15 protein-coding genes are annotated in these 14,799 nt (G+C 62.0%); 14 read left to right on the top strand and 1 reads right to left on the bottom strand.

Annotation, left to right across the window (positions count from 1 at the left end):
• Positions 1-59 precede the first annotated feature (59 nt).
• Positions 60-695, bottom strand: a complete 636-nt coding sequence (locus JW929_05645) for a hypothetical protein (GenBank protein ID MBN1438878.1) — start codon at positions 693-695, stop codon at positions 60-62.
• Positions 696-1,606: 911 nt separating this feature from the next.
• On the opposite strand from JW929_05645, the gene JW929_05640 reads away from it, so the two are divergent.
• The 14 genes from JW929_05640 (at position 1,607) to JW929_05575 (ending at position 14,617) form a co-directional block, all read left to right on the top strand.
• On the top strand, positions 1,607-1,990 hold the full coding sequence (locus tag JW929_05640; GenBank protein MBN1438877.1) for a helix-turn-helix transcriptional regulator: 384 nt from the start codon (positions 1,607-1,609) through the stop codon (positions 1,988-1,990).
• 74 nt (positions 1,991-2,064) lie between these two features.
• The gene (locus tag JW929_05635; GenBank protein MBN1438876.1) at positions 2,065-3,147 is read left to right on the top strand and encodes an Mrp/NBP35 family ATP-binding protein; all 1,083 of its coding nucleotides are present in this window, start codon (positions 2,065-2,067) and stop codon (positions 3,145-3,147) included.
• A 299-nt stretch (positions 3,148-3,446) separates the two neighbouring features.
• A complete protein-coding gene (locus tag JW929_05630; GenBank protein MBN1438875.1) occupies positions 3,447-3,836 on the top strand; it encodes a DUF5320 domain-containing protein in 390 nt (129 codons plus the stop codon).
• Positions 3,837-4,249: 413 nt separating this feature from the next.
• The gene (locus JW929_05625) at positions 4,250-4,687 is read left to right on the top strand and encodes a 4Fe-4S binding protein (GenBank protein MBN1438874.1); all 438 of its coding nucleotides are present in this window, start codon (positions 4,250-4,252) and stop codon (positions 4,685-4,687) included.
• A gap of 180 nt (positions 4,688-4,867) precedes the next feature.
• A complete protein-coding gene (locus JW929_05620) occupies positions 4,868-5,302 on the top strand; it encodes a hypothetical protein (protein MBN1438873.1) in 435 nt (144 codons plus the stop codon).
• 314 nt (positions 5,303-5,616) lie between these two features.
• Positions 5,617-6,321 (top strand): class I SAM-dependent methyltransferase, encoded by a 705-nt coding sequence (locus JW929_05615; GenBank protein ID MBN1438872.1) that lies wholly within the window; start codon positions 5,617-5,619, stop codon positions 6,319-6,321.
• Positions 6,318-6,866 carry a DUF1684 domain-containing protein gene (locus JW929_05610; GenBank protein ID MBN1438871.1) on the top strand — a complete coding sequence of 183 codons (549 nt, stop codon included), beginning with the start codon at positions 6,318-6,320 and terminating at the stop codon, positions 6,864-6,866. The genes JW929_05615 and JW929_05610 overlap by 4 nt, the downstream gene beginning before the upstream one ends.
• Before the next feature lie 1,178 nt (positions 6,867-8,044).
• Positions 8,045-8,977, top strand: a complete 933-nt coding sequence (gene panB, locus JW929_05605; protein ID MBN1438870.1) for a 3-methyl-2-oxobutanoate hydroxymethyltransferase — start codon at positions 8,045-8,047, stop codon at positions 8,975-8,977.
• The gene (locus JW929_05600; protein MBN1438869.1) at positions 8,974-9,951 is read left to right on the top strand and encodes a 2-dehydropantoate 2-reductase; all 978 of its coding nucleotides are present in this window, start codon (positions 8,974-8,976) and stop codon (positions 9,949-9,951) included. Before panB ends, JW929_05600 begins: the two co-directional genes overlap by 4 nt.
• 125 nt (positions 9,952-10,076) lie before the next feature.
• Complete coding sequence (locus JW929_05595) at positions 10,077-10,955, top strand: pantoate--beta-alanine ligase (protein MBN1438868.1); 879 nt, start codon at positions 10,077-10,079, stop codon at positions 10,953-10,955.
• Between the two features lie 189 nt (positions 10,956-11,144).
• Positions 11,145-11,516: an aspartate 1-decarboxylase gene (locus JW929_05590; protein ID MBN1438867.1), complete on the top strand. Its 372-nt coding sequence runs from the start codon at positions 11,145-11,147 to the stop codon at positions 11,514-11,516.
• Complete coding sequence (locus tag JW929_05585) at positions 11,500-12,264, top strand: type III pantothenate kinase (GenBank protein ID MBN1438866.1); 765 nt, start codon at positions 11,500-11,502, stop codon at positions 12,262-12,264. Before JW929_05590 ends, JW929_05585 begins: the two co-directional genes overlap by 17 nt.
• Complete coding sequence (coaBC, locus tag JW929_05580; protein MBN1438865.1) at positions 12,261-13,478, top strand: bifunctional phosphopantothenoylcysteine decarboxylase/phosphopantothenate--cysteine ligase CoaBC; 1,218 nt, start codon at positions 12,261-12,263, stop codon at positions 13,476-13,478. The genes JW929_05585 and coaBC overlap by 4 nt, the downstream gene beginning before the upstream one ends.
• 137 nt (positions 13,479-13,615) lie before the next feature.
• Entirely contained in the window at positions 13,616-14,617 is a 1,002-nt protein-coding gene (locus tag JW929_05575) for a P1 family peptidase (GenBank protein ID MBN1438864.1), read from the top strand.
• Positions 14,618-14,799 lie beyond the last annotated feature (182 nt).

The raw sequence follows: 14,799 nt of genomic DNA, 5'->3' as shown, positions 1-14,799 counted from the left end.
TCCTTTTTCGTTTTTTTGCGCCGCGCCTGGATTCTCACGCGAAAGCCGGTATGGGCATTCTAAAAATGGCTTTTTGCAGGGGAGTCAATAATTAATATCTCAAAATCTGGTATTTTTATATTTACCAATTCTTTTGTTCCCTTATCGACAACGCTCAGATTCCGACTGTCGGGAGACCATGCCGGTCTGGATATGGCTTCACGACCTTCTAGAAGCGAGCATACCACTCCGCTTGGAAAATCCACAACTTCCAAGGAGTATCCTAGTTCCCCTTCCCAATCATGAATGACCGCAAGCATCGTACCGTCAGGGGACCATGCCAGAAAGTAATATCTTCCATGATATTTTCCCCTCTCAGCCGGATAAACGGTTTCAATAGTATTGTCATCCGGATTAACCAAATTGATCCCTTCGGCTACATAAGCGATTTTACCGTTGGGGTTAATCAATGGGATTTTTTCATAATAGTAAGCATCCCTTCGTTTTTCACATATCCTTTCATCTTCTCGAGTAATTAACGGGGTACTTTCTTTTTGTATGGGGGTTGAATTAATTATCAGAGCGCTTGAATTTTCATCTTTGGTTTCGGAACGTAGAGCTGTCTGACCGGACGCCGTTCCTTGTTCTGGTTGGCAGGCAGAAAAGAAGAAAATGGAAAAAAATAAGAAAATAAAAAAATTTCCCCTATTTTCCATACACATACCTTCCCCTTATCATTATTATCAAGACGGGCAGATTATTAATACTATCATAAAAAAAAGGGGGCTAATCAAATATGGTAAATATTTGACAATTATTATCCAATTATTCGCTTTGATCTTGTGAATCTTTTTTCAGATCAATTGCTGATGATATGATCTCTTCTCCACTTGGATCATGCAACGCCCGATGCGGTAAGAAAAAACGAACCCGCCTTCTCAGGCGCCTCTTCCCGCCCTCCTGGTTTACCCGCGAGGGCGGTTTTCTTCCTCACCCTTATCCCCCGTCCCCTTTCCCTTCTCCTGGCATAAGCCAGGAGAGGGGGAAGAGGTGCAGGGGTAAGGGGTGAGGACAGAGAGGGGCCGGGGGTGAGGAAGGTTAGGGAAATCTGCTAGTTTAGCCCCACCCCCCGCCCTTCCGGTCCGTCCGCGAGGGTGGTTTTTCATGCCGGTCGTGTTAGGAAACGTGCACCTCGTGGTCGTATCGAGATTCATCGGGCAAACGAATTGCGGTGGTCTATCCATGGGATCAGGCCCACGCCTCATTTTTAACGATCATCAAAATGCATAGTTTGATTCGTGCGCCGGAGAAGGTAATCCTCTCTCCTCACCAACATCTCCTTCTTATCAGACCTTTCCAGAAGGGATCGTTCCCTTGGTCTAAAATCTCTGTGCTGAAAATCTATTGACAATAAGTACATAGTTTGATAATATCAATTACGGCCTCAAAAATCGCTTTACGGGTTGAAAAAAGGGGGTCCGAAAGGTACAAAGCTCTTGGATGGAGGAATACGCTTCACTAACCGGCATTGCCACGGCGAAAACCGGAGGTTTTCCTCCATGCCCCAAATTTTTTTTACTGGCGAATGTAACGGATCAGTACCTTATTCATTTATGAGGAAGAACACATGATTGGTGAAGGCCGGAGAAGGCGGCGGCAGGGTCATCGGACAAACGGGTTGCGCGAATCCGCACTGCTCCTGCTCCTGCATCGCGGGCCGGCGCACGGTTACACGCTGATGGAACAATTGAAGGAATTCGGGCTGGGGGAGATCGCTCCGAGCGTTGTTTACCGGGTGATGCGCACCATGGAGACTCTCGGATGGGTCGTTTCGACCTGGGATGAGGAACAAACCCAGGGACCGCCGCGCCGCATCTATCGCATCACCGCCCTGGGCGATAAGGTGCTTGCGGCTTGGGTGGGAGAGCTGAACGAGACCAAGGAGATGCTGGATCATTTGGTCGGGGCGTACCATCTTCATATGGAGAAAGGCGAGGGCGAATACCATTAACGCGCCGCCGGGAAGGCCTGCGCATGCTTCACCGGACGGTCGCGAGAACGCATTCGGGGATCCTGCGGAGGAACATGATTACGGAAAAGCAAGTCGTTGACGCCCTGCGGAACGTGGTGCATCCGGAAATCGAGGGGCGGGATTTGATGGGATTGAAGATGATCCGGGACGTGCGCGTCGACGGTAAGAACGTCACGCTTACCCTGGTGCTGCCCTTCCGCGAGGTCCCCATCAAGGACGCCCTGGTGGAAGGCATACGGGATGCGCTCTCCCCGTTGGGCGCGGATTCGGTCGAAGTGAATCTGGCGGAGATGAGCCAGAAGGAGCGAGCCGCTTTCATGACGGAGGCCCAGGGCGGTCCGCAGCCGGCCCAGTCCATGAACAAGGTCGACCGCGTGGTGGCCGTGCTGAGCGGAAAGGGCGGCGTCGGCAAATCGTCGGTGACCGCGTTGCTGGCGGTGACGATGAACCGGCGGGGGAAGCGGGTGGGAATCCTCGATGCCGATATCACCGGCCCCAGCCAGCCCAAGATGTTCGGCCTGCATGAGTCGCCCACGGCGGGATCCGGCGGCATCATTCCGATCACGACGAAAACGGGGATTCAAGTGATGTCCATCAACCTGCTTCTCCCGCAAGAGGATGAGGCCGTGATCTGGCGCGGGCCGCTGATCAGCAGGGCGATCAATCAATTTTGGCAGGATGTGGTCTGGGGCAGATTGGACTACCTTTTTGTGGACCTGCCGCCCGGCACCTCCGACGCATCCTTGACGGTGATGCAATCCATCCCCCTCAACGGGGTGGTACTGGTGACCTCTCCGCAGGACCTGGCCGGAATGGTGGTACGCAAGGCGGCCAAAATGGCCCGGCATATGAAGGTGGCGGCGTTCGGCCTGGTGGAGAATATGAGCTACGCCACCTGCCCCACCTGCGGAACGCGGATCGAGGTCTTTGGCCCCAGCCGGGCGATGGAGACGGCAAACCAACTGGGCGTGCCGCTGTTGGGACGGCTTCCGCTGGATCCGGAATTGGCCCGCCGTTGCGACTCGGGCGAAATTGAGGGTTACGCGGTCGAGCTGTTCGATCCCATCGCCGAAAAGATTGCGGGGCAAGCATCCGCTTTCTCCAGCACGCCGACGGCGAAAACAGAAAGGAGGTGATTTCCATGCCGCGATTGGATGGAACCGGACCGGCCGGGATGGGGCCGATGACCGGGGGAGGTCGGGGAAGGTGCAATCCGAGCGGCGGATACGGGGCAACCCGATCCCCCGATCCGACTCCGGCCCAACCTTTTTTCGACAACCCATCTCCCGCAGGCGGATTCTTCCGCCCGCGCCAGGGGAGGGGCCGAGGTTTTTTCGGGGGGCGGGGACGCAGGGAGAGCCGTCGCCGTGGACGATAAATTCCGCGCCAACGGCGTCCGCCCATTGGAACATTAAAAAGAAGGAGGTGAGGCAAGATGCCAGCAGGAGATCGAACCGGACCCCGGGGAATGGGGCCGATGACGGGACGCGGGGCCGGCTACTGCGCCGGCTATGGAACGCCCGGTTACACAAACCCGATGCCCGGTCGGGGTTACGGCATGGGCTGGGGACGGGGTGGAGGTTGGGGCGGCGGCTGGGGCGCAGGCCGCGGTTTCCGGAACATGTACTACGCCACCGGTTTGCCCGGATGGGCCCGATACGGCGCGCCGGTCTGGGGGGCTTTCCCGGTTTCCGCATACGCACCTTACGGGGTTCCGCCCACGCCGGAGCAGGAGACCGCGTTCCTGAAGTCGCAAGCCGAGATGCTGAAGAAAGAACTGGACGCCATCGGTAAACGCGTCGCGGAAATCGAAAAGAAGGAATAACCGGGATCGCGTAGGGTTCGCCGCAAACGGTCTGCGGCGCGATACGTTTGGACAAGCCGAATCCGCAATCCCGGCCGCCCGGGGATACCGCGGCAAAATCAGGGGAAGAGTGACCCGATACGGCCGTATTTCTAATTCCCCCTTTCCCATTCGGATGCGATGGAGGCAATGTCTTTTTGATCTCGACGAAGATGGTTGTGTGCGGTGTTCGGTCGGCCGGGATTGAAGCCGGTCGAGCGCCCGCCGGGAAGCGGCGGATCGTAGTGTTTCGCATCCCGATTCCGCAGCCCGAGTCGCACGGAGATCCGCTTCGGTATCTTTTACGGCTTTTCCCAAAAAAGGGCATGCATTGGGGAACGCTCTCGGCGCACAGGGAGCTGAATGCGGCGCCGAGGATCTGAGAGGTGGCCAGGATGGTCTATGTCGACAAAGATCGTTGCAAAGGTTGCGGCTTATGCGTACAAGCCTGCCCGACAGGCGCCATTCAGTTGATCGATGGCGTAGCCCGGGTCGAGCAGAGCCTCTGCCGAGAATGCCATGCTTGCCTTTCCGCGTGTCCGATGGGAGCCATGCTCATGGTGCAAGAACCGATTTCGGCGGACGCTCCTGAGCCCGCGGCTATCCCGACTCGCCGTCTGGCGCCCTCGGTCAGCCCGGGTGGCATCCAGACTTGGCTGGGCAATGCGTCAGCCTTCCTGCAGCGGGAGGTGGCGCCCCGCATTGCGGCCTTTTGGGAGAATCGAGACCCTTCCGGGCCGTATCCATACCGTTCCGTCGGATTCTACCGGGACCGGCCTTACGCTGGACGAGGCGGGGGAAGGCGCGCCCGTCGCCGGCGTGGACGTTGGTAGCCGGAGTCCATGCGGGGACATGGCATTTGGCTTTTACCGCCTCCGACAGGCGACGCCGGATAGGCGGGTACCTGAACGTAATCGCTAAACCCCGCTTGCGGGGAAGGCCGAACGGTTTGACGAGCCCGAACGGATCGTACCCGCATGCGGATCATGCTTTCGGGAAGAAGAGGAAGAATGGTGAGAAAAATCAGGGTGGTGCTCGGCTCCAACGACGGAGAAACCATCATTCCCGATCACATGGGAACGGCGAAGGAGTTTTACATTTTCGACGTGTTTATGGACGGCCGTTCGGTTCTCGTGGAGAAGAGAGAAAACACGTCGCCGCAAGAAGACGAGAAGGAAATCCGGCACGGCGACGTCCGGAAGTTGAAATCCGCAATGGAGATCTTCGAGGATTGCGAAGTCGTCCTAAGCAGACGGGGAAGCCCGAATTTCGTGAGAATGCGCGACAACAGCCGGTTTCAGCCGGTGGTGTCACGGGTGGACTCCCTCTCCGACTTGATGCACGGGTTGGCCGAGTCCTTTGAGGAATTATTCGATCTTGTTGCACGGCGGAAAAAAGGCGAAACGCCCCGTGTCATCCCCGTTATCGGATCGCCGTCCGGCCGGTGAGTATGCGCCCGACGGCCGCAGAGCGCCCCAGCATAGCCGGCGCATCGCGGCGCGGGGCGTCGTCTCCTCGGAAGAAGGCTTTCCCGCATTCGGTGACGGACAGGGCGGCGGATGAAGTATTCCGCGTTTGACGATCTGCGACCTATCCGGCGGCTGGTCCGGGTTTTTCAACAGAATGCCTCCGGATCGTGCGTCGGACATGACCCTCTTCCCAAACCCCGCAGCGCATCCGCAGGCGGGCGTCTTTGGGTAACGGTCGGCGGGCGGAACGTTCGTTCCCCTCTCCGGCCGCTCGAAGGAAGCGAGGTGTTGATGTGAATACGACCTACAGCCGTTCGGATTCCAAAGTCGAGGTCAAGGGGCTCGAGGCCCGCTATTACGACGCGCTGATGAACGGGATCACGGGCGGCACCTACCCCATCTTCATCCGGCAGGTCGTGCGGGATATGGGGATCCGGCCGCAGGACGCCATCCTCGACCTGGGATCGGGCAGCGGGCGCAATGCCTGTTTGATGGCCCGTTACCTCTCCGCGCAAGGGCGGATTCTGGGATTGGATATCGAGCCGGAGATGCTGCGGCAGGCGCAACGCCGCTGCCGGAATCTCCCCAACGTCGCGATGGAGAAGCGACGGATCGAGGAAGCCCTGCCCTATCGGAATGAGTTCGACAAGGCGTTTATCTCCTTTGTCCTGCACGGGTTTATCCAGGAGGATCGATTGCGGATCGCGGAGAACGTCCACCGGGCGCTCCGTCCCGGCGGGCAGTTCCTCATCCTGGATTATGACGAGTTCGAGCCCGACCGGTCGTTTTGGCCCGTGCGATTCGCTTTCCGTCGCATCGAATGCCCTTTGGCGACCGACTTTGTGCGGCGGGACTGGAAGGCAATCCTGCGGGAGAATGGTTTTGGCGATTTTCAGGTGCATCGCTACTACTTCGGTTACGTGCGGCTGCTCGCAGCGAAAAAGATGGAGGGAGGGGGCGAGGCACATCCCGCTGCGGCAGGAGGCAAACGGTTATGAACATGGACATCTGGAAGGAACAGATCGAGGCGGAGCGTATGGAGAAGGACGCCTTCTTTGGTCGACACCCGCAATCGCCGATTCCTCCCGCAGAGCGAGCCGGGTTCCGGGGACTGGACTACTACCCGCCCGACCCCGGCATGCGGTTCGAGCTCGAGCTTTCCGAGCATACGGAGAAAAAGGCCGTTCGGATGGCGTATTCCAAGGGCGCAGAACGGGATTACATCCGATGGGGCGAATTCCGCTTCGTCGTCGACGGGAAGGAATGCACCCTGCAAGCGTACAAAAGCAACGCGGACGAGGATCGGTTGTTCGTTCCATTCCGAGACGAAACCTCCGGCAAGGAAACCTACGGCGCCGGGCGGTACCTCGACCTCCACGCCGCGATGGATCGCACCGCCGACGGCAAGTGGGTGTTGGACCTCAACCATGCGTACAACCCCTGGTGTGTTTACAGCGAAGACTTCACCTGCCCGATCGTCCCTCTGGAAAATCGGCTTGCCGTTCCGATACGCGCGGGTGAGAAAAATTATGGGAACAAGTAAAGGGCTGCCGACCCGCGCTCCGGACAGGAGATTTACTTTCTTTTCTCCAGGTTTTTTCCGGATGTAACATACTCTTTCTGCCGCTTGGATCGGGCAACGACCGAGACGGCAGGAAAAAGCGAACCCGCCTTTCCCGGCGCTTCTTCCCGCCCTCTCGGTCTGCCCGCGAGGGCGGTTTCCTCACCCCTATCCCCCATCCCCTTTCCCCTCTCCTGGCATTAGTTAGGAGAGGGGAAAGGGGTGCAGGGGTAAGGAGTGAGGACGGATAGGGGTTGGGGGCCGGCCCTCCGAACGTGTGCAGCCGGTGTTCTTCCGGCGGAACGTTTACGTGAGGAGGGTGAGGACGGTTGCGGTAAAGCCGATTGTTTTGCCCGCCCCGGCTGCGAAGCGCGGATCCGGGTTAACGGCGAGTTGGCGGATCTACATCGCCACCGCTTACTGGGCGAGAAAGTAATCTTTTCCCGGAGGTTCCGGCCTCCTCCGAAACGCCTGGTGAGTTTTTCCCAGGGGGCTTAACCAATATTTGTATCTCTTTTTTAAAACTCTGATTGAAGTATTTTTGTATCTACTCAGCCTGATGCAGGTATTGGAAAAATGGCCAAAAACACAGCCCAATTATTCCCCCCTCATCCCATCCTCCCGTCACTGTCCCGCACGGAGCGCGGGACATGCGTTCCGGGATAACTTCTCCCAACCCATCGCTTAAGCTGGAGGGCTGTGAACAACCGCATATCTTCATCCGCAGACGTTGGGCTGGGAGAAGGTGCCCGGACCCGTCCCGGAGCGGAGCGACGGGAGGGCGGATGAGGGGGAGGCTGAGTAGATACGTATTTTTTTTGGAAATCATGAAAAATCCCCCGGCCTCGCCCGGCGCCTGCCCCCAGAGCGATGAGCACCGGCGTTCTTCCGGTGCGAAGAACTCGCGATGGGGGAAGCCGGGGCGGGGCTGTAAATCCTGTCTATTATTCCACTCCCGTATTAGTGATATAATCGCTTTGCCGCTTGGATCGGGCAACGACCGAGACGGCAGGAAAAAGCTATTGCGCGTGATTGCGCCCTTTCCCGCCCTCCCGGTCAGCCCGCGAGGGCGTTCTATTTTCCTCACCCCGTCGGAAGATCACCGACTCCCCTCTCCTGCCATAAGGCAGGAGAGGGGCTGGGGGTGAGGCGGGAGCAATATGTCTTCCTACACCGCCGAAAACGGCAAGAAAGTCACCGTCCGCTCCTTCCGGCAGAAGAAGGAGAAGGGCGAGCCGATCGCGATGCTCACCGCCTACGACTACCCGGCCGCGCGGGCGCTGGATGCGGCCGGGATCGATGCGATCCTGGTCGGCGATTCGCTCGGGATGGTCGCGCTGGGCTACGAGAACACCCTGCCGGTGACGATGGACGAGATGATCCACCACTGCAAGGCGGTCGCCCGCGGCGCATCCCGCCCGCTGCTCGTCGGCGATATGCCGTTTCTTTCGTATCAGGCGAGCCCGTCCGACGCGGTCCGCAACGCCGGCCGCTTTCTCCAGGAGGGCGGGATGGAGGCGGTCAAGCTCGAAGGCGGGCGCGAGATGCTGTTCGCCATCAAGGCGGTGCTCGACGCCGGCATCCCCGTCCTGGGGCACCTCGGCCTCACACCGCAATCGGTCCACAAGCTCGGCGGGATGCGGCCGCAAGCGCGCTCGGCCGAATGCGCCCGCAAGCTGCTCGAGGATGCCCTGCTCCTTGAGGAAGCCGGCGTCTTCGCCGTTGTGCTGGAATCCATCCCCGCGCGGCTGGCGGAACTGGTTTCGAAGAAACTATCCATGCCGACGATCGGGATCGGCGCCGGAAACGGCTGCGACGGCCAGGTGCTGGTGACGAGCGACCTGCTCGGCCTCTACGACCGCTTCACGCCGCGCTTCGTCAAGCAGTACGCGCGCCTGCTGGAGGAGATGGAGCGCGCCTTCAAGGAATACATCGCCGATGTGCAAGCCCGCGCCTTCCCGGCCTCTGAGCACACGGTCGAGATGAAGGAAGAGGAGTGGACTGACCTAACCTCTCCGCCCCCGCCCCCCTCCTCCCCTTCCCTTAAGGGAAGGGGAGGAGGGGGAATCAAAGGTGGAGGTGGGGGTAGGTGAAACTCACCATCCTCGGGACCGGGGCGGTCGCCTGCCTGCTCGGCGCGCGGCTGGCCGACAGAACCGACCTCACCCTGCTCGGTTCCTGGCCGGCGGGCATCGACGCCATCCGCCGCAACGGCATCCTCTGCGTCACCGCCGGCGGCTCCACGACGGTGCACGTGCGCGCCACCGCCGATCCGGCCGATTGCGTGGATTCCGACCTGCTGATCGCGGTGATGAAATCCTACCAGACCCGCGCGGCGGTCGTGCGCGCCAAAGAAATCCTCAAGCCCGGCGGGCTGGCGCTGACGCTGCAGAACGGGCTGGGCAACGTGGAGATCCTGCGCGAAGCCTTCGGCGCCGAACGCGCCGCGGGCGGGATCGTCGTCCTCGGCGCCACGCTCGAGGCGCCGGGCGTCGTCCGCCAGTGCGGTGGGGAGATCCGCGTCCAGGTGGAGAAACACCCGCGCATCGGTCCGGCGGTCGAATTATTCGCCCAAGCCGGATTGGATGTCCGCATCGTGGAGAACCTCGCTTCTCTGCAATGGGGCAAGCTGGTCATAAATTCGGCGCTCAACCCGCTCGGCGCGCTGATACGGGTGACCAACGAAGTATTTGCCGAGCGCGATGCGGCGCGCGAGGTGTTCTTGGCCGTGATCCGCGAATCGGCGGCCGTGGCGGCCGCCGCCGGCATCCCCCTGCCCTACGCGGATCCGGAGGCGCAGGCGCTCGCCGCCGCCCGCGCCACCGCCGGCAACAGCGTTTCCATGCGCCAGGATCTGGAAAACGGCCGCCCGACGGAGATCGACGCGATCAACGGCGCGGTCGTCCGCGCCGCCCGTGAGGCCGGCATCCCCGCGCCGTGGAACCGGATGCTCGTTCAGTTGATTAAGGCGGCCCTCACCCCCGACCCCTCTCCCAGCTTAAGCTGGGAGAGGGGAGCCTCGAGCGCCGGTCCCGAGCGAAACGAGGGAAAGCGAGAGGCAGGGTGAGGGTCGGGACAGGATTAACAGGATATGGCAGGATTTCAGGATTGTCTTTGAAAAAAAAGAGAAATCCTGTCAATCATGAAAAATAGTGTAAATCCTGTCCTTGAATTTTCCCGACGCAGAGGACCATGAAACTCATCCACACACTAACCGACCTGCGTCAAGCGATCTCCGCCCTGCCCCGGCCGCTCGGGCTGGTGCCGACGATGGGCTGCCTGCACGAGGGCCATTTGACCCTGGTGCGCCGGGCGCGGGTCGAGTGCGCCGCGGTCGGGGTGAGCATCTTCGTCAACCCGGCCCAGTTCGGCCCGCAGGAGGATCTGGCGCGCTACCCGCGCGACCTCGAACGCGACCTGGCGCTGCTCGAACCGGCCGGAGCTGATCTCGTCTGGGCGCCGGAGGCCGGCGAGGTGTATCCGCCCGGGTACCAGACCTACATCACCGTGGAGGAGGTCGCCGTTCCGCTCGAGGGCGCCGTGCGGCCGGGGCATTTCCGCGGCGTGGCGACGGTCGTCGCCAAGCTGTTCAACGCCTTCACCCCCGAGCGCGCCTACTTCGGCCAAAAGGACGCCCAGCAGGCCGCCGTCATCCGCCGCATGGCCCGCGACCTGAACTTCCCGCTCGAGGTCGTCGTCTGCCCCATCATCCGCGAACGCGACGGATTGGCGATGTCCTCGCGCAACACCTACCTTGCGCCGGAGGAGCGCCGCGCGGCGGCCGTGCTCTACGGCGCGCTCTCGGCCGCGCGTGCGGCCTACGATGCGGGGGAGCGCGGCGCCGAGGCGCTGCGGGAAGCGATGCGCAACCACCTCGCCGCCGAGCCGCGCGCCCAAATCGAATACGTCTCCGCCGCCGACCCGGATACTCTGCAGGAGCTCGAACGCGTCGAACGCGACGCGCTGTTCTCGATGGCGGTGCGGATCGGGAAGACGCGGCTGATCGATAACTTCCTGCTGAAGGACGGGATTTGGGAGACGGGCGTCGTTCTTACCAAGGGGAAGGCATGACGATGGACCATGGCCGATTGTTCCCTGCGGGCGGTTTTCGATTTTTCAAAAATTTTTCTTTCAACCAACCCGCATGGCGCGCTATTCCGTCGTCAAGGAATGCGCTCTTCCCATGGTCCGCCGTCCAAGGTCCATGGTCACTATCTTCATCCGATTAAGCACGGCACAAGAAGAAAGGACCTTTACCAAATGATACGCACTTTACTCCGATCGAAAATCCACCGCGCGACGGTCACCGATGCGGAGCCCGACTACGAAGGGAGCATTACCATCGATTCGGACCTGATGCGCGCGGCCGGAATCGCCGAATGCGAGCTGGTCCACGTCGCCGATATCAGCAACGGCGCACGGCTGGAAACGTACGTGATCACGGGGAAAGCCGGTTCGGGCGTGATCTGCATGAACGGCGCCGCCGCCCGGGTGGTCGCTCCCGGCGATAAGGTCATCATCATGGCCTACGCCCAGGTCGCGGAACCGCTTCCGGCGGATTGGAAACCGGAAATCGTCCTGGTCGACGAAACCAACCGCATCCGCGAGGTGAACCATGCTGCTGTGCATTGACATCGGCAACACCAACGTCACGCTCGGCTTGTACGAGGGCGCGGCGCTTGGTCCGCGCTGGCGGCTTTCGTCCGAACTCGAACGCATGCCCGACGAGTTCGGCCTGCAGGTGACCGGCCTGCTCGCCCTGGCCGGCAAATCCCCGGCCGACATCCGCGGCGTGTGCATGGCCTCGGTCGTCCCGCCGCTCACCGGGCGCTGGATCGAAACCTGCCGCACCTACCTCAAGCAGGATCCGCTGGTGGTCGACGCCGGCGTGCGGACAGGCGTGAAGATCCGTTATGAGGATCCCCGCGCGGTCGGCGCCGACCGGATCGTCGACGCCGCCGCGGCCTACCGCCTCTACGGCGGGCCGGCCTGCATCGTGGATTTCGGGACCGCCACCACCTTCGACGCCATCTCCGCCGAGGGCGAATACCTCGGCGGAGCGATCGCCCCCGGGATCGGCATCGCCGCCCAGGCCCTGTTCCAGCGCACCGCCAAACTGCCGCGCGTGGATCTCACCCGCCCGCCGGCCGCGATCGGCCGCAACACCGTCCACGCCATCCAATCCGGCCTGCTGTTCGGATACGTCGCTCTGGTGGAGGGCATGGTCGCGCGCTTCCGCGCCGAGCTGGGCGACGATCTGAAGGTGATCGGCACCGGCGGCGAGGTGGACCTGATCGCCCGCGAGACAAAGGCGATCGAGATCCTCGCCCCGTGGCTCACCCTCGACGGCCTGCGCATGATCTACGAGATGAACCGATGAACCTCCTCCACGGCAAACGCATCCTGCTCGGCGTGACCGGTTCGGTCGCGGCCTACAAGGCGGTCGAATTGGCCAGCAAGCTCACCCAAGCCGGCGCCGAGGTCGACGTCCTCCTGACCGACGCCGCGACCCGCTTCGTCTCCCCGCTCAGTTTCCAATCCGTCACCGGCCGGGCGGCGCACACCGATGCCGAACTGTGGGGAGCCGAGGCGCACGTCCTGCACGTGAACCTCGGCCGGCCGGCGGATCTGCTCCTGGTCGCCCCGGTCACCGCCAACACCATGGCCAAATTCGCGCTCGGCTTGGCGGACAACCTGCTTTCGCTCACCGCGCTCTCCGCGCACTGCCCGCTGATGCTCGCCCCGGCGATGGACGGCGGAATGTTCGTTGCGGCCGCCACGCAGCAAAACCTGCAAACCCTCGCCGCCCGCGGCGCGGTCGTCGTCGGTCCGGATGAGGGCCACCTGGCCTCGGGCCTTTCGGCCAGGGGGCGAATGACCGATCCGGCCGAGATCCTCGAGCGCGTTTGCCACCTGCTTTCGCGCGGCGGCCCGCTGGGCGGGCGCAAGGTGGTGGTCACCGCCGGCGGCACCCGCGAGCCGATCGATCCGGTGCGCGTGATCGCCAACCGCTCCTCGGGCAAACAGGGTTTCGCGCTCGCCCGCGCCGCGCGCGACGCGGGGGCCGACGTGGTCCTGATCGCCGCGCCGTCCGCGTTGTGCGAGCCGTTCGGCGTGCGGCGGATCGACGTTCAGACCGCCGAGGCGATGCGGTTAATGGTATTAAAGGAATCGGCGGACGCCGACGCGCTGATCATGGCCGCCGCGGTCGCGGATTTCCGCCCGTCCCAAACCTCGTCCCGGAAGATTAAAAAGGACGCGCCCCTCGACTCGATCCCCCTGGAGCCGACCCAGGACATCCTCCTGGATGTCGCCCAAGCCAAAGCCAAAAGCGGCTTCCCGCGCGCGACGGTCGGCTTTGCCGCCGAGACAGAGGGCTTGGAAAAAAACGCCCGGAAAAAATTGGAGGCCAAGCGCCTCGACCTGATCGTCGCCAACGAGGTCGGCCGTCCCGGCTCGGGGTTCGAATCCGACTCCAACCGTGTTACGATCCTTTCCGCCGGCGGTCCGGCCGAAGCCCTGCCGGAGATGGATAAAACCCGGGTGGCCGAGGAGATCCTCGACCGGGTGATAAATATGGTGGCGGGCGGATAATCGCCATCCCATCCTTCCCCTCCGCCGCCTCCCCTCCCTTCCCGTGATACGGGAAGGGAGGGGAGGGAGAGCGGGCATCCGATCCGAAAGGATGCAAAGGGAAGAGGGGCAGGATGAGATGGATGCGTTGGAGGATTATGGGCAGGCTGAACGATTCCATCACCGACGTCCCGGGAATCCTCGTCGGGCAGGCGCAGGACGAATCCGCCCTCACCGGCTGCACCGTGGTGCTCTGCCGCAAAGGCGCTGTCGCCGGCGTGGACCAGCGCGGCGGGGCGCCCGGGACGCGCGAAACCGACCTTCTCCGCCCGATGCACCTGGTGCGCAAGATCCACGCCGTGATGCTCGCCGGCGGATCGGCCTTCGGGCTCGACGCCGCCTCGGGCGCAATGCGCTGGCTCGAGGAAAGGAAGATCGGCTTCGCCACCGTGACGGCAAAGGTGCCGATCGTCGCCGCGGCGATCCTCTATGATTTGGCGATCGGGGATGTGAAAATCCGTCCGGATGCGGAAATGGGCTACCGCGCCTGCCAGGCCGCCTCCGCGGAACCGCCCGCCGAGGGCAACGCCGGGGCGGGAACGGGGTGCACGGTCGGAAAAATATTCGGGATGGCGGGGGCGGTGAAGAGCGGGATCGGCAGCGCCAGCATGGAATGCGGAGGCGGCGTGGTGACGGCCGCGCTCGTCGCGGTGAATGCCTTCGGCGACGTGATCGATCCCGCGGGCGGAGGGATCCTCGCCGGCGTGCGGCCGGTGGGCGTGGGGCTGCTGCGGATCGGCGGATCGTCGCGCTTCGCCGACACCCTCTCCGTGATGCGCAGCCGCGCCGGAAGCCTGATCCTCGGACTGGCCGAGGGCGGCAACACGGTGATCGGCGTGGTGGCGACCAACGCCCTGCTGTCCAAGGAAGAAGCCAACAAGGTGGCGCAAATGGCGCAGGACGGCTTGGCCCGCTCCGTCCGCCCGGCGCATACGATGCTCGACGGGGATACGATCTTCGCCCTCTCAACCGGCGGGCGGAAAGCCCCGGTCAGCCTGGTCGGCGCCTGCGCGGCGGAAGTCTTCGCCCGTGCGGTGGTGAAGGCCGTGCAAACCGCCCGCTCGGCCGGCGGCATCCCCGCGGCGGCGGACGTTCGGTGACATTCCGAGTCGCATGATCTACATCCACGGAGAACAGAGAGGATCACGGAGAAAAACATTTTTAGGCTTTTCCGTGTTCCTCCGTGACCTCCGTAGAAAAAAAACCTGGTACTATTCCGGTGCCTTTGGTTCCAATCCACGGAGAACACGGAGGATCACGGAGAAAAACATTTTTAGGTTTT

It is taken from the genome of Anaerolineales bacterium, assembly GCA_016928575.1.
In the GTDB taxonomy this organism is placed as follows: Bacteria; Chloroflexota; Anaerolineae; order Anaerolineales; family RBG-16-64-43; genus JAFGKK01.
This window is presented reverse-complemented; position numbering and strand designations above follow the sequence as displayed.